This is a genomic window from Stenotrophomonas sp. 05N37, assembly GCF_056397365.1.
Genome location: NZ_JBFTNG010000002.1, coordinates 17098 through 41444, shown reverse-complemented (window position 1 = coordinate 41444; position 24347 = coordinate 17098). Strand labels below are relative to the sequence as shown.

The window sequence follows — 24347 nt, the reverse complement described above, 5'->3', positions numbered from 1 at the left end:
TAAAACACGGGCCGCTTACTGGCGGATCGCGTCCTGGAACGACAGCTGCTCTTCGGTGTGCTGGGCGCGCTCGGCGATCCAGTCGATCACCTGCTCTTCCATCACGCGATTCTGCAGCCCACTCATCAGCTGGGGGTCATTACGGTACATCTCAATGACCTGCTCCGGCTCTTCATAGGTGGAGGCGATCAGGCGCATGGTTTCATTCAGGCGCTTGGGGTCCAGGCGCAGGTCGTTCCTGCGGGCCACTTCACCGACCAGCAGGCCGACCAGCACGCGCTTGGAGGCGGCGTCCTTGAAGCCTTCGTGGGCGTCGGCCGGGATGTCGCCCGGGTTGCGGCCGCTGCGGCGGATCTGCTCGACCTGCTGGGCCAGCATCGCACGGGCTTCGTTCTCGACCAGGCGCGGCGGCAGTTCCACCGAGGCGTAGGCCGCGATCAGCTGCTCGCCCACTTCCCGGCGCAGGCGGTTCATCAGCGCGCCCTTCAGCTCGCGCTCGAGGTTGGCGCGGATGTCCTTGCGGAACTGCTCCACGTCGCCGCCCTTCACGCCGAAGCTCTTGATGAAGTCCTCGTCCACGTCCGGCAGCACCGGGGCGGACACGTCCACCACCTTGACGGTGACCTTGACCTGCTTGCCGGCCAGCGCGGGCACGCGCCAATCGGCGGGGAATTCGACGTCCAGGGTCTTTTCCTCACCCTTGGCCAGGCCGACCAGGCCCTGCTCGATCTGCTCGAACATCATGCCCTGGCCCACGATCACGCTGCCCTTTTCGCTGCCTTCGGCCGGCAGGCGCTCGTCGCCGGCCTGGGAGAAGGTTTCCAGCGCGACCAGGTCGCCGTCCTGGGCGCCACGGGTGACCGGGCTCCAGCTGCGGCGCTGTTCACGCAGGTTGGTGATCATCTGGTCGATGTCCGCATCGCTGATCTCGGCGGTATGGCGGACCACGGTCAGCTTGCTGACGTCGACATCGCCGAAGTCCGGGATCAGCTCGACGGTGGCGACGAAGGAGAACTCGCCTTCCTCGCCCTTGTCGATGCGCGGCGTGCCGGCGATGCGCAGTTCATGCTCGCGCAGGGCCGCGTCGAAGGTCTCGCGCAGCAGGCCGTCGACGGCCTCGCTGCGGACCTGCGGGCCGAAACGCTGTTCGATCACCTTGGCCGGGATCTTGCCCGGGCGGAAGCCCTTGATGCGCGCGGTGCGGGCGATTTCGCCCAGACGGCCACTGATGTGGGTCTGCAGGCGGTCTTCCGGCAGCGAGAAGGTCAGGCGGCGTTCCAGATTGCCAGTGGATTCGATCGAAGCTTGCATGTTGACTCCTGCCACCGGCGGCAACGCCCCCGGCACGATGTGATGGATGGAACGGGTTTTGAACGCGGGGTCGTTGACGCGCATGCCCGCCGCAGCCCTGTAGTTTCGCCGATATCGGCCAGCGCCGCCAGCGCAGGGCCGGGGCGGCCGTGAAGGGCGGCCCGGGCAGCATGCGGCCGTCTCCCGGGATCCTGGACGTGCCCATCGTCATGGTGCCGGCCAGGGGCCGGGATGACTGGTGCGAAAGGGGGGACTCGAACCCCCACGCCTTGCGGCACTGGAACCTAAATCCAGGGCGTCTACCAATTCCGCCACTTTCGCGAGGCCTGCGCTGGGCAGGGGCGCATTGTTGCAGGCCGAGCAACAAAGCGGAAGGTCATCACCCGCCCGTCCGTCACTCCACGGGCAGTGGACGTGCCGGCTGGGTGTCGTCCTCGGCCACGCCGGTGCGCAGCACGGTGCGCGCAAAGGGGTTTGCGGGATCGCCGGGCAACGGCCGGGCCGGCACGAACTCGCCTTCTTGCACGTGGTCGCGGACCACGGTGGTGGCCAGCCCGGCCTCGCTGACGCCGGGCGCGGCCAGGTCCTGCGGCGGCGCTGCCATGGCGGCGGTGGTGCAGGCAGCCAGCAGCATGGCGGCCAAGGTTCGGGCGGTGGTTCGGGCGTTCATCGGGGCGATTCCTGGAGCGTGCGCCGGGGCGCGGAAGCCCGAGTGAAGCGCGATTGACGGCTGCCGTTCGTGCGCCAGTCCGCAGGTTGCGGAATCGGGGTGACGGGCTTGGCCTGCTGCACGCAAACGTCAGGCAGGCGCCGGGGTTTTTTGACGGCGGTCGGCGGGGTGGGCGCTGGGCCGCCATGCTCTTTCCGGCGACGCCGCGCTTGGAAGAGGTCAGCGGACGCCTCTGCCGGCCTCACAAAGCACTCCAGAAACCACCTGGGCGGACCCAGGCGGCGCCTGACCTGGTGGGGGAGCTGCGGCGCATTCGCGCTGCAGCCCACGTCTTGCTGCGCAACACGCGGGCGCCTCTCATCAGCACCCAGAACCCCGCGGCTTCGCCGCGCCCCCTTGACTCAAGGGGGCTCTCCTCCCGCCAGCGCACGGAACAGTCGGGCAAGAAAAAAGCCGCCTGGCGGACCAGGCGGCTTCTGTCTTGGTGGGGGAGCTACTGCGCATTCGCGCTGCAGCCCCACGTCTTGCTGCGCAACACGCGGGCCCCTCTTATCAGCGCCCAGAACCCCGCGGCTTCGCCGCGCCCCCTTGACTCAAGGGGGCTCTCCTCCCGCCAGCGCACGGAACAGTCGGGCAAGAAAAAAGCCGCCTGGCGGACCAGGCGGCTTCTGTCTTGGTGGGGGGAGGTGCTGCGCATTCGCGCTGCAGCCCCACGTCTTGCTGCGCAACACGCGGGCCCTCTGATCAGCACCCAGAACCCCGCGGCTTCGCCGCGCCCCCTTGACTCAAGGGGGCTCTCCTACCGTCAGCACACCGAACGCCGGGCAAGAAAAAAGCCGCCTGGCGGACCAGGCGGCTTCTGTCTTGGTGGGCTGTCAAGGATTCGAACCTTGGACCTATTGATTAAGAGTCAACTGCTCTACCAACTGAGCTAACAGCCCGAAATCGGGAGGCGAATTATGCAGGATTTCCTGCGGGTGGCGCAAGCGTTTTGTTTGAATGGGAGGCGAATGCGCGCGACTGGGATACTGCCGGCCGATGACCGATTGCCGAGCATGGCTCGGCACTACCGTTTGCTACGGGCGTTGGGATGGCCTATTGCCGAGCATGGCTCGGCACTACGGTTTGCTGCAGGCGCTTGGGATGGCCCGTTGCCGAGCATGGCTCGGCACTACCGTTTGCTGCGGGCGTTGGGATGGCCCGCTGCCGAGCATGGCTCGGCACTACCGTTTGCTGCGGGCGTTGGGAGGGCCTATTGCCGAGCATGGCTCGGCACTACGGTTTGCTGCGGGCGCTGGGATGGCCTGTTGCCGAGCATGGCTCGGCACTACCGTTTGCTGCGGGCGTTGGGATGGCCTATTGCCGAGCATGGCTCGGCACTACCGTCTGCTGCGAGCGTGGTGTTGGTCGCAGGCAAGAAAAAAGCCGCCTGGCGAACCAGGCGGCTTCTGTCTTGGTGGGCTGTCAAGGATTCGAACCTTGGACCTATTGATTAAGAGTCAACTGCTCTACCAACTGAGCTAACAGCCCTGAAAACTCAGGCGCACATTGTAGCGTGTGTGCCTTCTTTTGCAACCCCGATTCACTTTCGGTGAACCCGGTTTTAAATCAGTGGGGTGGCTGAGGGGATTCGAACCCCCGACCACCGGAATCACAATCCGGTACTCTAACCAACTGAGCTACAGCCACCACTGAAACCTTTGCTTCCTGACGCATGCACCCGATGGTGCGCCCGACAGGAATCGAACCTGTAACCGCCGGCTTAGAAGGCCGGTGCTCTATCCAGTTGAGCTACGGGCGCCCTGACCGGATTATCGCATTCCAATCCCGTTTTGAGCAGGCTTGGTCGGGGTAGAGGGATTCGAACCCCCGACATCCTGCTCCCAAAGCAGGCGCGCTACCAGACTGCGCTATACCCCGGCGGTAAATCCCTCCGAGGTTCCCCCCGAAAGAGTCGGCTATTGTGGGAATCGGCGAGCCATCTGTCAACGCTTATTTCACGTTGTCGTCGCTGTCCTGATCCGGCACCGTTCTATCGGCTATGCTCGGCGCAGCGACCGGATGGTCGAAACCCTACCCCTTCAAGGAGATTGGCAATGCGCAGCGGCAATCCCGCACTTTCCGAGTCGACCTTCCTCGACCTGGCCAGCGGCTCTGTAGTGACCTCGCCGGACCAGGCGATGACGATCAACGGCACCGTCAACAAGACCGGCCTGTTGCTGCTGCTGAGCGTGATCACCGCCGCCTTCGCCTGGAGCCAGTCGGTGGACGCCAACGGCCTGCCCACCGGCGGCGCGATGCTGTACACCATCGCCGGCGCGGTCGGCGGCCTGGTGCTGGCACTGGTGACGATCTTCAAGAAGGAATGGTCGCCGGTGACCGCGCCGATGTACGCGCTGGTCGAAGGCCTGTTCCTCGGCGCGATCTCGGCCGTGTTCAACGCCAAGTTCCCGGGCATCGTGATGCAGGCGGTGATGCTCACCTTCGGCACCCTGTTCGTGATGCTGGCGGTCTACCGCAGCGGCCTGATCAAGGTCACCGAGAACTTCAAGCTGGGCGTGGTCGCGGCCACCGGCGGCATCGCGCTGCTGTACCTGGCCTCGTTCGTGCTGAGCTTCTTCAACATCAACGTGCCGATGATCCACCAGGGTGGCTGGCTCGGCATCGCCTTCAGCCTGTTCGTGGTGGTGGTGGCCGCACTGAACCTGGTGCTGGACTTCGACTTCATCGAAACCGGCGCCGACGCCCGCGCGCCGAAGTACATGGAGTGGTACGGCGCGTTCGGCCTGATGGTCACCCTGGTGTGGCTGTACGTGGAATTCCTGCGCCTGCTGTCGAAGATCCAGCAGCGCTGAGCCACGCTCACGACGCGATATGACGAAGGCGCCGCAAGGCGCCTTTTTCATGCCTCCGGGATCACCGGGCGCCCGTGCTGGAGCGCGGCGTAATGGCGGGCCATGAACTCGGCCAGCGCGCGCACTTTGGGCGCCAGCTGGCGTGCGTGCGGGTACACCGCGTAGTAGTGCCGGCGGCCCGCGTGGTGCTGGGGCAGCACGCGCACCAGTCGCCCGTGCAGCAGGTCGTCCTGCACGGTCAGGCGGGTGAACGCCGCGATGCCCTGCCCCGCCAGTACCGCCGCGTGCAGCGCCGGAATCGCATCCACGCGCAGCCGCCCGTGCGGGATGACCTCCACCTGCGCGCTGCGCGCCGAGGTCAACGACCACGCCGACAGCGCGCGCGCCCCGGAGAAGCCGATCAGCGCATGCCGGGCCAGGTCCGTGGGCTGGCGTGGCAGCCCCCATTGCGCGATGTAGCGCGGCGATGCCACCAGCACCATCTCGGTGACGGCCAGTTCGCGTGCCACCAAGGTGCTGTCGGCGAGCGGCCCGGCGATGCGCAGGGCCATGTCGAAACCGCCGCCGATCAGATCGACCAGGCGATCATCGCAGGACAGATCCAGCTCGATGCCGGGGTACTGCTCCAGGAAGGCAGGCAGCCATTGCGAGAGCTCCAGGGTGCCGATCACCAGCGGGGCACTGACCCGCAGCAGCCCGCTGGGTACGTCACGATCGGCCTGCAGGCGCTGCTCGGCCACCTCCAGCCGGTCCAGGATGTCCACGCAGTCCTGGTAGAAGGCGCGTCCGGCTTCGGTCAGCGTCAGCCGGCGACTGTTGCGATCCAGCAGGCGTGAGCCCAGGTGCACTTCCAGCTGGCGCAGCTGCCGCGACATCGACGAATGGGTGGTGTCCATGCGTTCGGCGGCGGCGGTGAAGCTGCCGGCGTCGACAATGCTGCGGAACGCCTTCATGGCGGAAAACTGGTCCATCACGCTCCCGTGCAGCGGCCGGCACCTGTGGCGGTGCCGGCAGCATAGCAAGGCCGGTGTGGCTCAGCGGACCGGCAGCGCCAGGATCTGATCGGTGCCCAGCACGGTGCCGTAGGTGTCTTCGATGCTGGCCAGCGCGGCGGCGTGCAGGCTGGCGTGCCCGACCCGGCTACCGTCGTGCAGGTCCAGATCACGGCTGGCGGTGGCATCGGAAGAAACGATCACGTTCAGACCCTTCGGCGCGGCATCGCGCGCGGCACCGGCGACGCAGGCGTGGGTCTGCAGCCCGGCGATGATCAGCGTGTCGATCCCGGCGTCCTTGAGCGCCTGCTCCAGTACCGGGCCGGAGGCACCGGCGAACACGCTGACGTTGTCCTTGGCGATCACCTGCTCGCCCTTTCGCGGCTGCATCCGCGGGTGGAACTGGACCGTGCGGCCGCCTGCGGCGAACAGCGGCGCCCCGGCCGGCAACACGTGCTGGACGTGGATGACCGGAATCGCGTGGGCGTCGGCGAAGTCCACCAGGCGGCGGGTCTGGGCCAGGGCGGCGTCACCATCGGGGATGGGCATGCGGCCACCCGCGAAATATTCGTTCTGGAAGTCGATCACCAGCAACGCGGTCTTGCCGGCCGGCAGGGCGGTGGCGTCAGGCGCCCCCGCCATGTGGCGGATGGTCGGGTGAGCCGGCTCGGCAGCGGGCTGGGCGGACGCGGTGGCGACACCGAGGATGCCGGCCAGGCCGATCAGGGAGGCGAAGTGCATGGGGAAGCTCCTGCTGTGGTTGGGATGGCGTGCATGGTGCGCGCCGGATCCGTGCAGAAACAGCCAGTTACACGCACACCATCTGTGCTCTTCTCGCACAGATTGATGCATGCCCGCCTCGTGATCGCCAGCGACAGCGCGCTCCAACAGGCAACAAAAAAGCGGGACGCCGAAGCGCCCCGCTTTCTGGACAACCTACCCGCGCGCTTACAGGCGGCTGGCGATGGCCTGGGCGAAGCCCATGGTGTTGCCGGTGCCGCCGAGGTCGCCGGTCAGCGAATCCTTGGCTTCCAGGGTGGCGACGATCGCCTTGCGCAGGCGCTCGGCGTTGTCGGTCTGGCCGACGTGGTCCAGCATCTGCGCGGCCGCCAGCAGCAGCGCGCACGGATTGGCCTTGCCCTGACCGGCGATGTCCGGCGCGGTGCCGTGCACGGCTTCGAAGATCGCCGCGTTCTCACCGATATTGGCGCCTGGGGCCAGGCCCAGGCCGCCGACGAGGCCGGCGCACAGGTCGGAGATGATGTCGCCGAACAGGTTGGTGGTGACGATGATGTCGAACTGTTCCGGACGCATCACCAGCTGCATGCAGCAGTTGTCGACGATCATTTCCTGGAACTCGATCTCCGGGTACTTGGCCGCCACTTCGCGCGCCACGGCCAGGAACAGGCCCGAGGTCGACTTGATGATGTTGGCCTTGTGCACGGCGGTGACCTTCTTGCGGCCGGTGCTGCGGGCCAGCTCGAAGGCGTAGCGCACGATGCGCTCGGAGCCCTTGCGGGTGATGCGGGTGCCGGAGAACGCGGTCTCGCCGTCGGCCGACACTTCCTGGCCTTCGGCCAGGTAGGCGCCTTCGGTGTTCTCACGCACGGTGATCAGGTCCACGCCGTCGCCGAAACGCGACTTGGTGTTCGGGAAGGACACCGCCGGACGCACGTTGGCGTACAGGTCGAAATGACGACGCAGGCTGACGTTGATCGAGGTGAAGCCGCCACCGACCGGGGTGGTCAGCGGGCTTTTCAGGGCGATCTTGTTGCGCGCGATCGATTCCAGCGTGGAGGCCGGCATCAGGTCGCCGTGCTTTTCCAGCGCGACCAGGCCCGCGTCGGCGTCTTCGTATTCAAAACCGGTGTCCAGCTTGCCGAGCACGAACAGGGTAGCGTCCATGATCTCCGGGCCGATGCCGTCGCCGCGGATGACCGTGATTTTCTGCGTCATTGATGTGTAGTCCGAACCGAGGGGGAAGCGCCGTCCGTCAGGTGCGCGGAACGCGGGCGCAAGGGAAGTTTCACCCGCAATTATGCCTTACCCGCTCAGGAGACCCCAAATAGGCCATTGGTCGGAGGCGGGCCAGGGCAAACCGCGTTGCGGCTTGCCCTGCATGCCTCCCCTGCCCCCGCCTTCGGCGCGCCCCTGCGGCAGAAGGACGCTGCTCCAGACCGAGGGCGGTGGTGCCGGCCGATGGCCCGCAACCAACGGGTAGCGGATTCCGCATTCACCGACCGTGGATCGGCGGCCGCGTCGAACATGAACGGAGAGCAGCCGACCAACGGTCGGCTCTACCGGGCCGGGGCCGGAGCAGCCGGCCAACGGTCGGCGGTGCCGGGCCGGGGATGGAGCAGCCGGCCAACGGTCGGCGGTGCCGGGCCGGGGCCGGAGCAGTCGGCCAACGGTCGGCCGTGACGGGCCGGGGACGGAGCAGCCGGCCAACGGTCGGCGGTGCCGGGCCGGGGCCGGAGCAGTCGGCCAACGGTCGGCCGTGACGGGCCGGGGACGGAGCAGCCGGCCAACGGTCGGCCGTGCCGGGGCGGGGATGGAGCAGCCGGCCAACGGTCTGCCGTGCCGGGGCTGTGCCGTTGGGGCCCCGGACCTCAGTGTTCGTGAACGGCCGGGGCGTCAGCGCCGCCTTCGAGCTGGTCGAGGAAATCGACCGCGCGGCGCAGGTGCGGGATGACGATGGAGCCGCCGACCACCAGGCCGACCGAGAAGGTTTCGAAGAACTCCTCGCGGGTCACGCCGGCGTCCTTGCACTGGGCCACGTGGTAGCTGATGCAGTCATCGCAGCGCAGCACCATCGAGGCGACCAGGCCCAACAGCTCCTTGGTCTTCACGTCCAGCGCGCCGGCCTGGTAGGTCTGGGTGTCGAGCGCGAAGAAGCGCCGTACGACCTGGTTGGGCTCGCCCAGGATGCGCTGGTTCATGCGCTGGCGGAACTCGGTGAACTCGGCGATGCGGTCCTTGCTGCCGTCGTCGGCCGCGCTCATGCCTGGCCCTCGCCGGCCAGCAGCGGTTCCAGCTTGCCGGCGCGGTGCAGGGCCATCATGTCGTCGTACCCGCCCACGTGGACGTCGCCGACGAAGATCTGCGGCACGCTGGTGCGGCGGGTCTTGGCCATCATTTTTTCGCGTTCGACCGGGTCCAGGTCGATGCGCACTTCGGTCCAGTCGCGACCCTTGCTCTTCAGGAAGTTCTTGGCGGCCACGCAATACGGGCACACGGCAGTCGAATAGATGGTGATGGCGGGGGCGCCACCCGGGGTGGACGCAGCATCTTGGCTCACGGGAAACTCCACGGACAAACGAGTGTCTGTATATGGTAGCCGGCTGCTGGATTTTCCACGTCATCACCGCAACACTGTGGATCGAACACTGCCCGGCCCGCCCCGACACGCCGCCGTCCCGCCTGCCCGCCCCATCCGCCCTGGAGCCCCGATTGCGCCCTCTGCTGCTCTCCGCCGCGCTGACCCTCGCCCTGGCCGTGCCGTTGGCCTCGGCCCAGGACGCCAAGCTGCCGGACATCGGCTCCTCGGCCGGCGAGCTGCTGACCCCGGCCCGCCAGGCCGAATATGGCGGGATGATGCTGCGCGAACTGCGCAACTACGGCTACCTGCTGGATGACCCGCTGGTGGATGACTGGCTGCAGAACATGGGCACGCGGTTGGGCTCCAACAGCGCCCAACCACGCCAGTCCTACACGTTCTTCATGCTCAAGGACCGCCAGATCAATGCCTTCGCCACCCTGGGCGGCTACGTCGGGGTGAACGCAGGCCTGGTGCTGACCGCCGAGCGCGAGGACGAGGTGGCCGCGGTGCTGTCCCACGAAATCGCCCATGTCACCCAGCAGCACGTGCTGCGCGGGGTGGAACGGGCCCAGCGCGACCAGATCCCGATCCTGCTGGGCATGCTGGCGGCGGTGGTCGCCGCGCAGCAGGCCGGGGGCAATTCCTCGGGCGATGCGACGATGGCGGCGATCACCTCGGGCATGGGCCTGATGCAGCAGCGCCAGATCAACTACACCCGCAGCAACGAGTCCGAAGCCGACCGCCTGGGCATCCGCACCTTGGCCCGCAGCGGCTACGACGTGGACGCGATGGCCGGGTTCTTCGAGCGCATGTCCGCGTCGATGCGCGGCAACGCGGGTGGCTACTCGGTGCCGGACTTCCTGCAGACCCACCCGGTCAATACCACCCGCATCAGCGAGGCCAAGGCGCGGGCCGAGCAGATGAAGAAGGACACCGTGCTGCTCACCACCGAGGTGCCCGGCGGGGTCCGCCAGGAGCGGGTGAACCCGGCGGACCCGGCGTTGTCCGATCCGATCGTGCGCGGCACCAACCCGATGCTGCCCGCGTCCATGCAGATCTCGGTCAACAGCCTCAGCCGCGGCGCCACCGGCCAGTTCGAATGGGCCCGAGAACGCCTGCGCGTGCTGAGTGCCGATACCCCCGCCGATGTGGTGCGCGAGTACGAGAACCTGCAGCGCGCGCAGAAGACCGGGCTGACCGAGCCGCAGCGTTATGGCTTGGCACTGGCGCGGCTGCGCAACAGCGGCGCGGGCGAGGCCCGTCGCGACCTGGCCGAGCTGCTGCGCGACCACCCGGACAACCTGTGGGTGGGACTGGCGCTGGGCGAGGCCGAGTCGCGCTCGGGCCAGCCGACGCAGGCCAACGCCCGCTTCGAGACCCTGCTGCGCCAACACCCGGGCAGCCGCCCGGTGGCGTTGACCTTTGCCGAGATCCTCAATGAGCAGGGCGGCCGCGAGGCCGGCCAGCGCGCCCAGGCGATGCTGCGCCCGCTGCTGTCGCAAAGCGGCAATGATCCGGTGTTCCAACTGCGTTACGCCCGCGCCAGCGAACTGGCCGGCGATACCGTGCGCGCCAGTGAGGCCTACGCCGAGGCCGCCTTCCTGAACGGCCGCCCGGAGCAGGCGTTGATGCAGCTGCAGGCCTTGAAGAAGCAGCCGGCATTGGATTACGTGGGCCGCGCCCGGGTCGATGCGCGTATCGAAAGCATCACCCCGACCGTGCTGGAGATGCGCCGCCAGGGCATCCGCGACCCGGAACTGGAACGGCGCTGAGCCGGCGGCCTGGCAGCGCCCGGATGACCGTGAGATGGCAACGCGCGGCAATGTGCGCGGGGGTCGTCACAAACATGTCATGAAACCGTAGTCTACTGGGCTCAATCCCGGTCTGATAAGCAATACGGTGCGCACGTGCAGAAACGCATTCTGATCGTCGATGACGAGCCCGCGATCCGCGAAATGGTCGCCTTCGCCCTCCGCAAGGGCGACTACGACCCGATCCACGCCGGCGATGCCCGCGAGGCCCAGACCGCGATCGCCGACCGCGTCCCGGACCTGATCCTGCTGGACTGGATGCTGCCCGGCACCAGCGGCCTGGACCTGGCCCGGCGCTGGCGCAAGGAGGCCCTCACCCGTGAGGTGCCGATCATCATGCTCACCGCCCGCGGCGAAGAGAACGATCGCGTCGGCGGCCTGGAAGCCGGCGTCGACGACTACGTGGTCAAGCCGTTCTCGGCCCGCGAGCTGCTGGCCCGCATCCGTGCGGTCATGCGCCGGGCCCGCGACGACGATGAAGATGGCAGCGTGGCCGTCGGCTCGATCCGCATCGACGGTGCCGCGCACCGCGTGTTCGCCGGCGACCAGCCGGTGCCGATCGGTCCCACCGAATACCGCCTGCTGCATTTCTTCATGACCCACCCCGAACGCGTCTACACCCGCGCCCAGCTGCTGGACCATGTCTGGGGCGGCAGCGTGTACGTGGAGGAGCGCACCATCGACGTGCACATCCGCCGCCTGCGCAAGACGCTGGAACCGTTCGGCGCGGAGAACATGGTGCAGACCGTGCGCGGCGCGGGCTACCGCTTCTCGACCTCGACCTGAGTCTCGTCGGGCCGCTGCCTGGCGCCTGCGCCGGGTGGCGGCCACTCCTGCTATAACCTTGGATCGCGTCCGAGGACTGCACTTTCTGCGAGACCGCAATGCCGCGCCACATCCGCTCCGCCTGGTTGAAGACATTGGCCACCCTCGCCCTCCTGTTGCTGGCGGCCGGTGTGCTGGGCCTGCTCTCCGGGCATGTGTGGATGTGCATCGCATTGGCCGCGATCGGTGCGCTGGCCTGGCACTACTGGCGGTTGCGCCGGGTGCTGCGCCGGCTGACCGCCCGCCATCGCTGGGACGTGGGCGACGGCACCGGAGTGTGGAACGAACTGGACCGCCTGCTGTATCGCAACCAGCTGGAGATGCGCACACGCAAGCGGCGCCTGCTGGACATGCTGCGCAGCTACCGTGCGGCCGCCGCCGCGCTGCCCGATGCGGTGGTGGTGGTGGACCGCAACAGCCAGCGCGTGCAGTGGTTCAACGAAGCCGCCACCTCGCTGCTCGGCCTGCACCACCCCGGCGACCTCGGCGAGGCGCTGGTCGAGCGCCTGCAGCCGATGCCGCTGGCGCACTGGCTGGCCGGCGGCCGCAATGCCGAACCGATCCTGGACGTGCCCTCCCCGGTCGATCCGGCGATCCGGCTCAACCTGCGCCTGATTCCCTACTCGCCCGATTACTGGCTGCTGATCGCCCGTGACGTGAGCAAGCTGCTGCGCCTGGAACAGGTCCGCCGCGACTTCGTGGCCAACGTCTCGCACGAGCTGCGCACGCCGCTGACCGTGGTCCACGGCTACCTGGACATGATGGAGCCGGAGGATTTCCCCGGTACCGGCCCGATGCTGGAGGAGATGCGCAAGCAGTCCCAGCGCATGGCCCAGCTGGTGGAGGACCTGTTGACCCTGTCGCGACTGGAGTCGCAGGAACACACCGAAGAAGAAGCGGTGGCGATGGCGCCGATGCTGGCCACGCTGCGCCGCGAGGCCGAGGCGCACAGCCAGGGCCGCCACCAGATCAGCGTGGTCGACAACGCCGGGGTGGACCTGCAGGGGTCCAACAAGGAGCTGCACAGCGCCTTCTCCAACCTGGTCACCAACGCGGTGCGCTACACCCCCGCCGGTGGCCGGGTGGAAGTGGAACTGGCCCGCGAGGGCCAGGGCGTGGTGCTCAGCGTGCGCGATACCGGCTACGGCATCCCCGCCACGCACCTGCCGCGCCTGACCGAACGTTTCTACCGCGTGTCCAGCAGCCGCTCACGCGAGAGCGGCGGCACCGGCCTTGGCCTGTCGATCGTCAAGCACATCCTGGGCCTGCACCACGCACGCCTGGAGATCCAGAGCGAGGTCGGCAAGGGCAGCGTGTTCTCGTGCCATTTCGACGCCGACCAGGTGCGCGCGCGCACCGAGACGGCCTCCCTTCCTTCTGCAGAAGACTTCTCCGCATGAGCACTCTCGTCCCCATCGCCGTGCCGGTCGACAACGATCCGCTGCGCGACCCGGCGCTGTACATCAACCGCGAGCTGTCGCAGCTGGACTTCAACTTCCGCGTGCTGGCCCAGGCCATGGACACCCAGGTGCCGCTGCTGGAACGGCTGCGCTTCATGTGCATCTCCTGCACCAACCTGGACGAATTCTTCGAGATCCGCGCCGCCGCCGTGCGCCATGCGCAGGAGTTCGGCCTGCCGCCCGCGCCGGATGGCATGACCCCGCAGGCCATCCTCAACGCCATCCATGACCGCGCCGCCCAGCTGGTGGACCAGCAGTACCGCTGCTGGAACGAGACCCTGCGCCCGGCACTGCACGAGGCCGGCATCGACGTACTCGGCCGCCACTCCTGGAACCATCGCCAGAAGCGCTGGCTGCGCGCGTACTTCCGCAACGAGATCATGCCGGTGCTGTCGCCGCTGGGCCTGGACCCCTCGCACCCGTTCCCGAAGATCCTCAACAAGTCGCTGAACATCGTGGTGGTGCTCAAGGGCACCGACGCGTTCGGCCGCGCCGGCCACCTGGCCATCGTGCGTGCACCGCGCTCGCTGCCGCGCATCATCCAGCTGCCGGAGAAACTCGGGGGCGCGCAGACCTACGTGTTCCTGTCCTCGGTGCTGTCGACCTTCGTCGACGAGCTGTTCCCCGGCATGGAAGTCCAGGGCGCGTACCAGTTCCGCGTGACCCGCAACTCGGAACTGGTGGTGGACGAGGAAGAAGTGGAAAACCTCGCGCTGGCCCTGCGCGACGAGCTGGTGGACCGCGGCTATCGGCCGGCGGTACGGCTTGAGATCGCGCAGGACTGCCCGCGTGACATCGTGCGCACGCTGCTGCAGAACTTCGGCCTGACCGAGAACGCGGTGTACCGCATCGACGGCCCGGTCAACCTCAACCGCGTGATCCAGCTGTACGACCTGCTGGCCCGCCCGGAACTGAAGTACCCCACGCTCAACCCGCGCGTGCTGCGCGATGGCGATGGCATCTTCGACGTCGTCGCGCGCAAGGACGTGCTGCTGCACCATCCCTTCGATGCGTTCACCCCGGTGCTGGACCTGATCAAGCAGGCCGCGGTGGATCCCAACGCGCTGGCGATCAAGCAGACGCTGTACCGCACCGGCAAGGATTCGCAGATCGTCGATGCGCTGATCCAGGCCGCGCGCAACGGCAAGGACGTCACCGTCGTGGTCGAGCTGCGCGCGCGCTTCGACGAAGAAGCCAACCTCGGCCTGGCCGACCGCCTGCAGGAAGCCGGCGTGCAGGTGGTGTACGGCGTGGTGGGCTACAAGACCCACGCCAAGATGCTGCTGATCGTGCGCCGCGAGGGCCGCAAGCTGCGCCGCTACGTGCACCTGGGCACCGGCAATTACCACAGCGGCACCGCGCGCGCGTATACCGACCTGAGCCTGATCACCGCCGATCCGGATATCGGCAACGATGTGCACCTGCTGTTCCAGCAACTGTCCGGGCTGGCCCCGCGGACCAAGCTCAAGCGCCTGCTGCAATCGCCGTTCACCCTGCACCCGGGGCTGCTGCAGCGGATCGATCGCGAAACCCGACTGGCCGCCAGTGGCCGCCCGGGCCGGATCATCGCCAAGATGAACGCCCTCAACGAGCCGCAGGTGATCCGCGCGCTGTACGCCGCCTCGCAGGCCGGCGTGCAGATCGACCTGATCGTGCGCGGCGCCTGCACGCTGCGGCCGGGCGTGCCGGGCGTGTCGGACAACATCCGGGTGCGCTCGATCGTCGGTCGCTTCCTGGAACACAGCCGGGTGTACTGGTTCGGCAACGACGGGGCGGCCGAGCTGTACTGCGCCAGCGCCGACTGGCTGGAACGCAACCTGCTGCGCCGGGTGGAGACCTGCTTCCCGATCCTGGACCCCGAGCTGGCGCGCAAGGTCTACCGCGACGTGCTGCAGAACTACCTGGACGACAACCTCAACGCGTGGGAACTGCGCGCCGACGGTGAGTACGCCAAGTGCACGCCTGGGCATGACGAGCCACCGCACGCGGCGCAGATGGCGTTGATGCAGGGCTTGTAGGTGTACGCGACAGCGCTTGCGCTGTCGCCCCACGGCGTGCCATGCAGGCCGTGGCCCCCGCTTGCCACCCCTCGCACCCCGCGCCGGTTGGCGCGCCCGCTCACCCGGCGGCTCAAGCCGTCGGATGCATCGCGGCAGTACTGGCCGGCGCGCGCCAGCGCCGTGAACCGCTGCGACGTCCCGTCGCATCCCATGTGAAGGCCGCGCGGTGACTTCACGCCCCGCCCTTCGGCTAACATTCGCCCATGCCGCATACCTCCACGACTCCGCCCGCCCTGCAGGATGGCGACCTGCTCGCCGCCATCGACCTGGGTTCCAACAGTTTCCACATGGTCATCGCGCGTTACACGCTCGGGCAGTTGCGGGTGGTCGACCGCCTGCGCGAGACGGTGCGCATGGCCGACGGCCTGGATGGCAAGGGCGGCCTGTCCGCCGAGGCGCGCCAGCGCTCGCTGGAGTGCCTGGCCCGGTTCGGCCAGCGCATCCGTGCGATCCCCTCGGTACGCGTGCGCGCCCTGGCCACCAACACGGTGCGCCAGCTGCGTTCGCCGCAGGCCTTCCTGATGCCGGCCGAGACCGCGCTCGGGCATGCCATCGAAGTGGTCAGCGGCCGCGAAGAGGCGCGCCTGATCTACCTGGGCGTGGCGCATGCGCAGCCGCCCAAGCCGGACCAGCGCCGGCTGGTGATCGACATCGGCGGCGGCTCCACCGAATTCATCATCGGCCAGGGCATGCAGACCCTGGAGCGCGAGAGCCTGCAGGCGGGCTGCATCGCCAGCACCCGGCGCTTCTTCCCGGGCGGCAAGCTCAGCCGCAAGCGCTGGAAGGACGCGCTGACCGAGATCGGCGCGGAGTTCCAGCAGTTCGCCACCAAGTACCGCGCACTGGGCTGGCAGGAAGCGCTGGGCTCATCGGGCACGCACAAGGCGATCAGCGAGATCTGCGCGACGATGAAGCTGAGCAAGGGCGCGATCACCGCCGAGGCCCTGCCGCAGCTGCGCGACGAGCTGCTCAAGGCCAAGCGCATCGAGGACATCAACCTGCCCGGGCTGTCGGCCGATCGGCGCCCGATCATCGCCGGGGGCATCCTGGTGCTGGAAGCGGCGTTCCAGGCCCTGGGCCTGGAGAAGCTGCTGGTCAGCAAGGCCGCCATGCGCGAAGGCATCCTGTACGACATCCTCGGCCGCGCCAGCGAGAACGACCTGCGCGATGAATCGGTGGCGGCGCTGACCCTGCGCTACGGCATCGACATCGTCCAGGCCGACCGGGTCGAACGCACCGCGATGAACCTGCTGGGCCAGGTCGAAGCGAGCTGGGGATTGGACCCGGACGATGCGCGCATGCTCGGCTGGGCCGCGCGCCTGCACGAACTGGGGCTGATGATCGCCCACAGCGGCTACCACGTGCACGGCAGTTACGTGCTGGAGAACTCGGATATCGCCGGCTTCTCGCGGCAGGAGCAGCAACTGCTGGCCGCCCTGGTCCGCAGCCATCGCCGCAACGTGTCCAAGTCGGCCTTCGAGGCCCTGCCCGAGCGCCTGCTGCAACCGGCGCGACGGATGACCGCCCTGCTGCGGCTGGCCGTCCTGCTCAACCGCGCGCATGAAGACACCCCCATGCCGGCGCTGGAGCTGACCGCCGACGACAGCCGCCTGTCGTTGATCCTGCCCCAGGCCTTCATCGATGCCCGGCCGCTGCTGCGTGCCGACCTGATCGGCGAAACCGACGGCATGGCCGGCCTGGGCGTGCAGTTCCGCCCGTTCGTGGCCTGATCCCGGGCGTGGCGGCCGCCACGGCCGCCCGCCCACCCCGCGTGCCCCCGCCCCCGTCCGCCCGGCCCTGTCCGGCGGCTCGATCGTGCGTGCTCCCTGCCTGCGGCCGCCCCGCCAACCCGGCGTCGAACGCCGCCTTTCGCGCACGGCGCCATGCTGCGTCGCAGCATAAAGCTACATTGCGACACAAATCGGTACAGCGGCCGGCGTGCGCCGCATCTGCAACTATCTGCTGCCGCTCACTTTTTGTTCAGGTCCGCGCGCCATTGTGAAAAAAGTTTCACTTTGGCTTTACACGACCTTAACTACCGAGACTATGATCGGGGTAACCGGCCTTCTTGGGCCGGATTTTGGGACGGCGGGAACTTGGGCCCGCCGGCTCCTTTTTGATTCAGTTCCGAACGAGAGAGAGAGAGAGCGCACATGAATTCACGCACCAACGTATTGGGGCACGCGATCCGCTGTGCCCTGATCGCCGGTACCGCGGGCCTGATGGCCGCGCCGGCGATGGCACAGGACGCGCCGACCGCTACCAACCTGGACCGCATCGAAATCACCGGTTCGCGCATCCGCCAGGTTGACGTGGAGAACGCCCAGCCCGTGCTGGCCATCACCCGTACGGACATCGAACGCCAGGGCTTCAGCTCGGTCGCCGACATCCTGCAGAACGTCACCGCGATGGGCAGCCCGGCGATCAGCCGCGCCAACGTCCTGAGCGCCGGCGAAAACGCCGGTGGCACCTACATCGACATGCGCAACCTGGGCGCGCAGCGCACCCTGGTGCTGATCAACGGCAAGCGCCTGGGCATCAGCACCTCCGGCTACCAGGACGTGTCGAGCCTGCCGGTGTCGGCAGTGGAACGCGTGGAAGTGCTGAAGGACGGCGCCTCGGCCATCTACGGCTCGGACGCCATGGCCGGCGTGGTCAACATCATCACCCGCCATGATGTCACCGGCGTGACCGCCAACGTCTACCACGGCCAGTACAGCCAGGGCGACGGCGCCCGCGACCGCTTCGACGTGGTGGCCGGCTGGGCCAACGACCGCGGCTCGATCACCGTCTCGGCCGAACATACCGAAGAAAAGGCCGTGTGGGCCAAGGACCGTGGCTTCAGCGCCTACGGCAACACCGACCGCCACCCGACCGAAGCCTGGACCACCGTCAGCCAGTACGGCCAGATCACCGGCCTGCGCGGCCCGGGCTGCACCGGCACCGCCACCTGCAGCTACTCGCTCAACCGGGGTGCCAACCCGCTCAACCCGGCCAACTACCACCTGACCAACGCCAATGCACCGGACGGCGATGTCAGCAACACCAACGAGCAGATGCACCTGAACTACCCGCTGAAGCGGGACTCGCTGTTCGTCGACGGTCGCCTGAACATCACCGACGACATCCGCTTCAGCACGCAGCTGGGCTACAACAAGCGTGATTCCAGCCGCCAGGTCGCCGGCTACCCGCTGCAGTCGTCCACGGCCGGCATCGGCCCGATGTCGATCGACAGCTACTTCAACCCGTTCGGCCGCAAGAACGGCTACGCCACCCCGACCGCCGTGGCCTGGAACCACCGCACCTGGGAAGTGCCGCGCGTCAGCGACAGCTCGCTCAAGACCTACCGCGCCGTGGCCGCCTTCGATGGTTCGTTCAACATCGGCGAGCGCTACTTCGATTGGGAAGTGGGCTACCAGTACAACAAGAACGAACTGCGCCAGCACGCCACCGGCAACCTGCACAAGGAACGCGTGAAGAACGCGGTCGGCCCGTCGTACTACAACGCCGCCACCGGCAAGGTCGAGTGCGGCAGCGCCGCCGCCCCGATCGCCAACTGCATGGTCTGGAACCCGCTGGTCGCTGCAGGCGTGACCGATCCGTACGGTCTCACCGGCAACCAGGCCCTGATCGATTACCTCATGCCGGCGGAAGACTCCACCGGCAAGACCGTCGGCAAGAACTTCTTCGCCACCATCGCCGGCTCCATCGTGACGCTGCCGGCCGGCGATCTGGGCTTTGCGTTCGGCCTGGAAAACCGCAAGGAAACCGGCGAGTTCATCCCCGATGCGCTGGCCCAGACCGGTGCGACCACCAACCTGGCCTCCGGCCCGACCGGTGGCAGCTACAAGGTCAAGGAAGCGTACGTCGAGTTCAACGTGCCGGTCCTGGCCGACCTGCCGGGTGCCAAGGAACTGACCTTGAACGCGGCGACGCGCTTCTCGGACTACGACACCTTCGGCAACACGCTCAACAGCAAGTTCGGCTTCAAGTGGCGCCCGATCGACCAGATCCTGGTCCGCGGCACCTGGGCCGAAGGCTTCCGTGCCCCGACCATCTCCGACCTGTACGGCGGCGGCTCTGAAACCTTCACCACCGGCTACGCCGATCCCTGCGATACCGTCTACGGTCCGTCGCGTACCAGCGCCGCCGTGCGCGCCCGCTGCGCCCGCGACATCGCCAATGCCGACACCTACCGTCAGCTGAAGCAGGGCAACGTGCCGATCACCAGCAGCACCGACCAGACCCCGGTGCCGTTCACCAACGGCTCCAACCCGCTGCTGCAGCCGGAAACCTCCAAGAGCAAGACGCTCGGCGTGGTGTGGAGCCCGAGCTTCATCAGCAACTTCAACGTGTCGCTGGACTGGTGGAAGATCCGCATCGACAACACCATCGTTGCCGACAGCCCGAACCAGATCCTGATCGACTGCTACGAGCAGGGCATCGATTCGCGTTGCGCACAGTTCACCCGTGACCCGGCGCTGGGCATCGTCAACAAGCTGACCTACGGCAATCGCAACGCCGGTTTCCTGGAAACCGAAGGTTACGACATGGACCTGACCTACCGTCTGGACACCGACAGCCTGGGCAAGTTCAGCACCAACTGGTCGACCACCTACGTCAGCTCCAACATCTACCGTTCCACCAACGACACCAGCGTCGTGCCGACCCCGACCAACGGGATCGCCACCAACGCCACCAGCGGCTTCCGCGTGCGTTCCAACCTGACCCTGGGTTGGGATCTGGGCGACTTCGGCATCAGCTGGACCGCGCGTTACTACTCCGGTGTCAAGGAGCAGTGCCTGAACGCAACCGCGCATCCGGACGAGTGCTCCGACCCGGGCGTGCGTGCGCCGTGGTACTCCGGTTCGCGCAACTACAACGAGCGTGGTTCGGTGACCTTCCACGACGTGCAGCTCCGCTACAACCTGCCGTGGGATGCCACCGTGTCGGTCGGTGCCAACAACGTGTTCGAGAAGTACGGCCCGAACATGTACACCAAGCCGAACTCGGTGTTCTCCTACTACGGTGGCTACGACATCGGCCGCTTCGTGTACATGAAGTACCAGCAGCGTTTCTGATCGCTGCCGGGTAATACCGCTGCACCCCACCACGGCCCTTCGGGGCCGTGGTTTTTTTTGTCCTGCCGTCCTTGCAGGCGTGGTGGCCACTGGCCGCCAGGAACGATCCCGCCGGGTTGCGGACGCCCACGCCACGCGCAACCCAGCGCGCGTCATCGGCCGGTCATATCCACGTCATGTCCACTACATCGCCCGGGCCGAGCATGGACGCAACCCGGAGGCCCGCCATGCGCTATGCCATCGTCACCGAAACGTATCCCCCCGAGGTCAACGGCGTTGCCCTGACCGTGCAGGGACTGGAACAGGGACTGCGCGCCGCCGGCCACCAGGTCGACCTGGTCCGCCCGCGCCAGGCCAGCGAAGCCGAGCACGCCCACGACACCCTGCTGGTGGCGGGGGCCGGGTTGCCGCGCTACCCCGGCCTGCGCTTCGGCATGCCCGCCCCCAAGCGGCTGGCCCGCCAGTGGCAACAACAGCGCCCCGATGCCATCTATATCGCCACCGAAGGCCCGCTCGGCTGGTCGGCCCTGCGCACTGCGCGCCGGCTCGGCATCCCGGTGGCCACCGGCTTCCACACCCGCTTCGACGAGTACCTGCCCGACTACGGCGTGGCCTGGCTGCAGGCCGCCGCGCTGCGCTGGATGCGGCGCTTCCACAACCAGGCCGATGCCACCCTGGTACCCACCCAGGAGCTGAAACAGTTCCTGGGCGAGCAGGGGTTCGAGCGGGTGCGGCTGCTGGCCCGCGCGGTGGACAGCAGCCAGTTCGATCCGCAGCGTCGCGACCCGGCCCTGCGCGAGGAATGGGGCATTGACGGCAACGGCTTCGCGGCCATCTACGTGGGACGCATCGCCCCGGAAAAGAACCTCGGCCTTGCCGTGAAGGCCTTCCGCCGAGTGCAGCAGTCGCGGCCGAAGGCACGTTTCATCTGGGTAGGCGATGGCCCCTCGCGCGAGAAGCTGGCGCATGAGAACCCCGATTTCATTTTCTGCGGCGTACAGCGCGGCGAGGCGCTGGCCCGGCACTTCGCCAGCGGCGATCTGTTCCTGTTCCCCAGTCGCAGCGAGACCTTCGGCAATGTCACCCTGGAAGCGATGGCCAGCGGCGTGGCCACGGTGGCCTTCGACTACGGCGCGGCACGCGAACACCTGCGCACCGACGAGAGTGGCATTGCAGTGAACGATGACGCCGCGTTCCTGGCCGCCGCGCTGCAGCTGGCCGGTGACGACGTGCAGCGTGCACGGCTCGGCCGCAATGCCGCCACTGCCATGCGGCGCCTGCACCCACAGCAGGTGGTGGCCGAGTTCGATGCACTGCTTGCCGAACTGGCGCAGGCGCGGAGGCCGCATGCAGACCACGCGGCTTGAGGCCCTGCGCGGGCGCGAGACCCGTTGGTGCCGGCGCGCCAATCACTACTGCCGGCGCCGGCGCGTGCGCCAGGCCTTCGCCGCCGTCAGCCGGCTCGGCGATGGTGCGTTCTGGTATGGCTTGATGGCCGCGCTGGTCCTGGTGGACGGTCTCGAGGGGCTGCGCGCCTCCCTGCACATGGCCGCCACCGGACTGATGGCGCTGCTGCTGTACAAGGGCCTGAAGCGCTGGACCCGGCGTCCACGGCCGTATGCGGCCGACCTGCGCATCCGCGCCTGGGTGGCACCGCTGGACGAATTCAGCTTCCCCTCCGGGCATACCCTGCACGCGGTGTCCTTCACCATCGTGGCGCTGGCCTACTATCCCTGGCTGGCACCGCTGCTGGTGCCGTTCACCGTGGCGATCGGCCTCTCGCGCGTGGTACTGGGGCTGCACTACCCCAGCGACGTACTGGCCGCCACGGCCATCGCGACCGCGCTGGCCGGTGCCAGTCTGAGATGGCTGCCGCTGCCGGTGTAACCCGTTTTACAATGCGCGCATGACCACGCTGTTCATTTCCGATCTGCACCTGGACCCGAGCCGTCCAGCCATTACCGAGCTGTTCCTGGCGTTCCTGCGCGATGAAGCGATGCAGGCCGAAGCGCTGTACATCCTCGGCGACCTGTTCGAGGCCTGGATCGGCGATGACACCCCGTCGGCGGCCGCCGATGCCGTCGCCGATGCGTTGCATGCGGTGGCAGATGCCGGCGTGCCGGTGTATTTCATCCGCGGCAACCGCGATTTCCTGGTCGGCAACGACTATGCCCGTCGCGCCGGCTTCCGCATCCTGCCCGATCCCAGCGTCATCGACCTGTACGGGCGCCCGGTGCTGCTGCAGCACGGCGACCTGCTGTGCACCGACGACGTCGCCTACCAGCAGTTCCGCGCACAGACCCGCGACCCGCAGTTCCAGGCGCAGTTCCTGTCCCAGCCGCTGGCCGCGCGTATCGCCTTCGCGCAGAAGGCACGCGATGCCAGCCAGGCCCGGCAGTCGGAAATGAAGCAGGACGATCGATCCACCTTCGAAACCGTCACCGACGTGGCGCCGGCCGAAGTGGAGGCCACCTTCGCCCGCCATGGCGTGGACACCCTGATCCACGGCCACACCCATCGCCCGGCGATCCATGCCCTGCAGGTCGGTGGCCGCGATTGCACCCGCATCGTGCTGGGCGACTGGTACGAACAAGGCTCGGTGCTGCGCGTCACCGCGCAGGGTTGGACGCTGGATACGCTGGCACGCTGAGCCTCACCACCCCGCGACCGCAGCCACTGCGGTCGCGGGCGCCGCCACTCAGCGGAACGCGGCGACCGTCGCCTTGGTATTGACCAGCACGCGCTGGTTGTCGGCGCTGGACGCAATCCCCATCGGCACGCCGTTGTAGCTGATGTTCGGGTTGGACCAGAAGTTCAACCGCGGGCAGCCGGCCGTGCACGCGTAAGCCATGATCGTGCGCCAGCGTGCGCCACTGGACGGCTCGTAGCGGTAGCCGTGGCCATAGCTGTACGGCGAGGTGCTGGGATCGGTGGCGATGTCGTGGCGTGCGCTCTGCAGGTGCCCGATTTCATGCGCGAAGGAGTAATAGCCGGTGGCGCAGTCCCAATGCACCGCCGCGAACGCGGTGGCGGCGGTGGAGCCGATGCCCGAGGCCAGGCCGCAGGAGCTGGCATTGTTGATGACCAGGACCGCGACGTCGGCGCGGGTGTTGTTGCGGCTGGTGTGGATGCTGTCCATCACCCCGTCGGTGGTACTGCGGAAGCGCGACAGATCGGTGGAGAAGCTGCTCGACTCGGCATAGCTGGTGGTCTCGTAACCGGCCAGCTCCAGGGTGATGCCGACGTTGCTGTTGATGTAGCCCTGGTTGGATTCGGCCACGGCCAGCTGCACCAGCGACTGCATGTTGCCGCCATACGCGGCGACCGCGCCATTGGTGGCCACCACCAGCACGCGGATGGTGGCCGGGGAGCCCGACGACGCGGCGGCGATGCCGGCTCGGTCGCTGACCGGCATGGCTACCTGCGGCAGGCTGTTGTAGTCGGCCGGGTGGTCGGCCGGCATCCGCGACTCGTCCACTTCCACCAGAACGTGGCGACCGTCGCTGAGCGGGCGCAGGCGATAGAGCTGGCCGTCCTTGCGGATCGAGCCGGTCACCGTGTCGCCGGAGCGCACCAGGATCACCGAGTTGGCCGGATCGGACGCCGCGGCCTTGCCCGCTGTTTTAGCGTTGCCGGCCTGCAATTGCCCGTACCAGATGCTGCCGCCGTCCGGCAGTGCCTGCACCCGCTGCTGCAGCGCCTGCACGGGGGTACCCAACAGTTCGAATTCCAGTTGGCGCTGGTTCGCGCCCACCGCGCCGGCATCCACGCGCACTTCCTGCACCGCCGCCGTGGACGCGGCCGACAGGACCGCCTGCGCGGCGGGCTGGTTGGCGGCGCCAGCGCGGCTGAGCACCGTGACCGGTTCAAACAGCGGGGCGGCGCTGGCAGCACCTGCCGCGGCCAGGCACAACGTGATCACACCTGCGGCCTTGCTCATCGATCTGGACATCGTGTCGTCTC

18 protein-coding genes and 6 tRNA genes are annotated in these 24347 nt (G+C 67.8%); 10 read left to right on the top strand and 14 right to left on the bottom strand.

Features of this window, described 5'->3' with window-relative positions:
- Window positions 1-15 precede the first annotated feature (15 nt).
- The 8 genes from tig to AC1DGC_RS06680 all read right to left on the bottom strand — a co-directional run bounded on the left by tig (window position 16) and on the right by AC1DGC_RS06680 (window position 3901).
- Entirely contained in the window at window positions 16-1311 is a 1296-nt protein-coding gene (gene tig, locus AC1DGC_RS06715; protein ID WP_259209995.1) for a trigger factor, read from the bottom strand.
- 236 nt (window positions 1312-1547) lie between these two features.
- Window positions 1548-1632, bottom strand: a tRNA-Leu gene (locus AC1DGC_RS06710).
- 73 nt (window positions 1633-1705) lie between these two features.
- Window positions 1706-1981 (bottom strand): hypothetical protein, encoded by a 276-nt coding sequence (locus tag AC1DGC_RS06705; protein ID WP_478047491.1) that lies wholly within the window; start codon window positions 1979-1981, stop codon window positions 1706-1708.
- Between the two features lie 865 nt (window positions 1982-2846).
- A tRNA-Lys gene (locus tag AC1DGC_RS06700) sits at window positions 2847-2922 on the bottom strand.
- A gap of 513 nt (window positions 2923-3435) precedes the next feature.
- A tRNA-Lys gene (locus AC1DGC_RS06695) sits at window positions 3436-3511 on the bottom strand.
- Window positions 3512-3593: 82 nt separating this feature from the next.
- Window positions 3594-3670: transfer RNA gene (locus tag AC1DGC_RS06690), tRNA-His, on the bottom strand.
- A 35-nt stretch (window positions 3671-3705) separates the two neighbouring features.
- A tRNA-Arg gene (locus AC1DGC_RS06685) sits at window positions 3706-3782 on the bottom strand.
- Between the two features lie 42 nt (window positions 3783-3824).
- Window positions 3825-3901, bottom strand: a tRNA-Pro gene (locus AC1DGC_RS06680).
- Window positions 3902-4077: 176 nt separating this feature from the next.
- On the opposite strand from AC1DGC_RS06680, the gene AC1DGC_RS06675 reads away from it, so the two are divergent.
- The gene (locus tag AC1DGC_RS06675) at window positions 4078-4836 is read left to right on the top strand and encodes a Bax inhibitor-1/YccA family protein (RefSeq protein ID WP_259209990.1); all 759 of its coding nucleotides are present in this window, start codon (window positions 4078-4080) and stop codon (window positions 4834-4836) included.
- 47 nt (window positions 4837-4883) lie between these two features.
- On the opposite strand, the gene AC1DGC_RS06670 is transcribed toward AC1DGC_RS06675, so the two are convergent.
- The 5 genes from AC1DGC_RS06670 to grxC all read right to left on the bottom strand — a co-directional run bounded on the left by AC1DGC_RS06670 (window position 4884) and on the right by grxC (window position 9126).
- Window positions 4884-5807, bottom strand: coding sequence for a LysR family transcriptional regulator (locus tag AC1DGC_RS06670; protein ID WP_478047490.1), 924 nt, complete (start codon window positions 5805-5807; stop codon window positions 4884-4886).
- 63 nt (window positions 5808-5870) lie between these two features.
- A complete protein-coding gene (locus AC1DGC_RS06665) occupies window positions 5871-6569 on the bottom strand; it encodes a cysteine hydrolase family protein (RefSeq protein WP_449335880.1) in 699 nt (232 codons plus the stop codon).
- A 207-nt stretch (window positions 6570-6776) separates the two neighbouring features.
- On the bottom strand, window positions 6777-7784 hold the full coding sequence (locus tag AC1DGC_RS06660) for an isocitrate dehydrogenase (protein WP_256776272.1): 1008 nt from the start codon (window positions 7782-7784) through the stop codon (window positions 6777-6779).
- 653 nt (window positions 7785-8437) lie between these two features.
- Window positions 8438-8830 carry a carboxymuconolactone decarboxylase family protein gene (locus AC1DGC_RS06655; RefSeq protein WP_256776270.1) on the bottom strand — a complete coding sequence of 131 codons (393 nt, stop codon included), beginning with the start codon at window positions 8828-8830 and terminating at the stop codon, window positions 8438-8440.
- Entirely contained in the window at window positions 8827-9126 is a 300-nt protein-coding gene (gene grxC / locus AC1DGC_RS06650; RefSeq protein WP_259209982.1) for a glutaredoxin 3, read from the bottom strand. Before grxC ends, AC1DGC_RS06655 begins: the two co-directional genes overlap by 4 nt.
- Window positions 9127-9278: 152 nt before the next feature.
- Here grxC and AC1DGC_RS06645 point away from each other — a divergent pair, with 152 nt between their 5' ends.
- From AC1DGC_RS06645 to lpxH, 9 genes are all read left to right on the top strand, one after another.
- The gene (locus AC1DGC_RS06645) at window positions 9279-10919 is read left to right on the top strand and encodes a M48 family metalloprotease (protein WP_259209980.1); all 1641 of its coding nucleotides are present in this window, start codon (window positions 9279-9281) and stop codon (window positions 10917-10919) included.
- Between the two features lie 135 nt (window positions 10920-11054).
- Window positions 11055-11744 carry a phosphate regulon transcriptional regulator PhoB gene (phoB, locus tag AC1DGC_RS06640; protein WP_068849561.1) on the top strand — a complete coding sequence of 230 codons (690 nt, stop codon included), beginning with the start codon at window positions 11055-11057 and terminating at the stop codon, window positions 11742-11744.
- 98 nt (window positions 11745-11842) lie between these two features.
- Window positions 11843-13183, top strand: a complete 1341-nt coding sequence (phoR, locus tag AC1DGC_RS06635; RefSeq protein ID WP_259209976.1) for a phosphate regulon sensor histidine kinase PhoR — start codon at window positions 11843-11845, stop codon at window positions 13181-13183.
- Window positions 13180-15261, top strand: coding sequence for a polyphosphate kinase 1 (ppk1, locus tag AC1DGC_RS06630; RefSeq protein ID WP_259209975.1), 2082 nt, complete (start codon window positions 13180-13182; stop codon window positions 15259-15261). The genes phoR and ppk1 overlap by 4 nt, the downstream gene beginning before the upstream one ends.
- 245 nt (window positions 15262-15506) lie before the next feature.
- Window positions 15507-17033 carry an exopolyphosphatase gene (gene ppx, locus AC1DGC_RS06625; RefSeq protein ID WP_259209974.1) on the top strand — a complete coding sequence of 509 codons (1527 nt, stop codon included), beginning with the start codon at window positions 15507-15509 and terminating at the stop codon, window positions 17031-17033.
- A gap of 423 nt (window positions 17034-17456) precedes the next feature.
- Window positions 17457-20384, top strand: coding sequence for a TonB-dependent receptor domain-containing protein (locus AC1DGC_RS06620; RefSeq protein WP_478047489.1), 2928 nt, complete (start codon window positions 17457-17459; stop codon window positions 20382-20384).
- Window positions 20385-20611: 227 nt separating this feature from the next.
- Entirely contained in the window at window positions 20612-21751 is a 1140-nt protein-coding gene (locus tag AC1DGC_RS06615) for a glycosyltransferase family 4 protein (protein ID WP_394163967.1), read from the top strand.
- Window positions 21732-22271, top strand: coding sequence for a phosphatase PAP2 family protein (locus tag AC1DGC_RS06610; protein WP_259209969.1), 540 nt, complete (start codon window positions 21732-21734; stop codon window positions 22269-22271). Before AC1DGC_RS06615 ends, AC1DGC_RS06610 begins: the two co-directional genes overlap by 20 nt.
- A 19-nt stretch (window positions 22272-22290) precedes the next feature.
- On the top strand, window positions 22291-23034 hold the full coding sequence (lpxH, locus tag AC1DGC_RS06605) for a UDP-2,3-diacylglucosamine diphosphatase (protein WP_394163968.1): 744 nt from the start codon (window positions 22291-22293) through the stop codon (window positions 23032-23034).
- Between the two features lie 48 nt (window positions 23035-23082).
- Here lpxH and AC1DGC_RS06600 read toward each other — a convergent pair whose 3' ends face one another.
- A complete protein-coding gene (locus AC1DGC_RS06600) occupies window positions 23083-24336 on the bottom strand; it encodes a zinc-dependent metalloprotease (RefSeq protein ID WP_478047488.1) in 1254 nt (417 codons plus the stop codon).
- Between the last annotated feature and the right edge of the window lie 11 nt (window positions 24337-24347).

What these genes read in the sequence shown, in the direction of transcription:
- tig (WP_259209995.1), bottom strand. Translation starts at nt 1,311, where the DNA reads ATGCAAGCTTCGATCGAATCCACTGGCAATCTGGAACGCCGCCTGACC.
- AC1DGC_RS06705 (WP_478047491.1), bottom strand. Translation starts at nt 1,981, where the DNA reads ATGAACGCCCGAACCACCGCCCGAACCTTGGCCGCCATGCTGCTGGCT.
- AC1DGC_RS06675 (WP_259209990.1), top strand. Translation starts at nt 4,078, where the DNA reads ATGCGCAGCGGCAATCCCGCACTTTCCGAGTCGACCTTCCTCGACCTG.
- AC1DGC_RS06670 (WP_478047490.1), bottom strand. Translation starts at nt 5,807, where the DNA reads ATGGACCAGTTTTCCGCCATGAAGGCGTTCCGCAGCATTGTCGACGCC.
- AC1DGC_RS06665 (WP_449335880.1), bottom strand. Translation starts at nt 6,569, where the DNA reads ATGCACTTCGCCTCCCTGATCGGCCTGGCCGGCATCCTCGGTGTCGCC.
- AC1DGC_RS06660 (WP_256776272.1), bottom strand. Translation starts at nt 7,784, where the DNA reads ATGACGCAGAAAATCACGGTCATCCGCGGCGACGGCATCGGCCCGGAG.
- AC1DGC_RS06655 (WP_256776270.1), bottom strand. Translation starts at nt 8,830, where the DNA reads ATGAGCGCGGCCGACGACGGCAGCAAGGACCGCATCGCCGAGTTCACC.
- phoR (WP_259209976.1), top strand. Translation starts at nt 11,843, where the DNA reads ATGCCGCGCCACATCCGCTCCGCCTGGTTGAAGACATTGGCCACCCTC.
- ppk1 (WP_259209975.1), top strand. Translation starts at nt 13,180, where the DNA reads ATGAGCACTCTCGTCCCCATCGCCGTGCCGGTCGACAACGATCCGCTG.
- ppx (WP_259209974.1), top strand. Translation starts at nt 15,507, where the DNA reads ATGCCGCATACCTCCACGACTCCGCCCGCCCTGCAGGATGGCGACCTG.
- AC1DGC_RS06620 (WP_478047489.1), top strand. Translation starts at nt 17,457, where the DNA reads ATGAATTCACGCACCAACGTATTGGGGCACGCGATCCGCTGTGCCCTG.
- AC1DGC_RS06615 (WP_394163967.1), top strand. Translation starts at nt 20,612, where the DNA reads ATGCGCTATGCCATCGTCACCGAAACGTATCCCCCCGAGGTCAACGGC.
- AC1DGC_RS06610 (WP_259209969.1), top strand. Translation starts at nt 21,732, where the DNA reads ATGCAGACCACGCGGCTTGAGGCCCTGCGCGGGCGCGAGACCCGTTGG.
- lpxH (WP_394163968.1), top strand. Translation starts at nt 22,291, where the DNA reads ATGACCACGCTGTTCATTTCCGATCTGCACCTGGACCCGAGCCGTCCA.
- AC1DGC_RS06600 (WP_478047488.1), bottom strand. Translation starts at nt 24,336, where the DNA reads ATGTCCAGATCGATGAGCAAGGCCGCAGGTGTGATCACGTTGTGCCTG.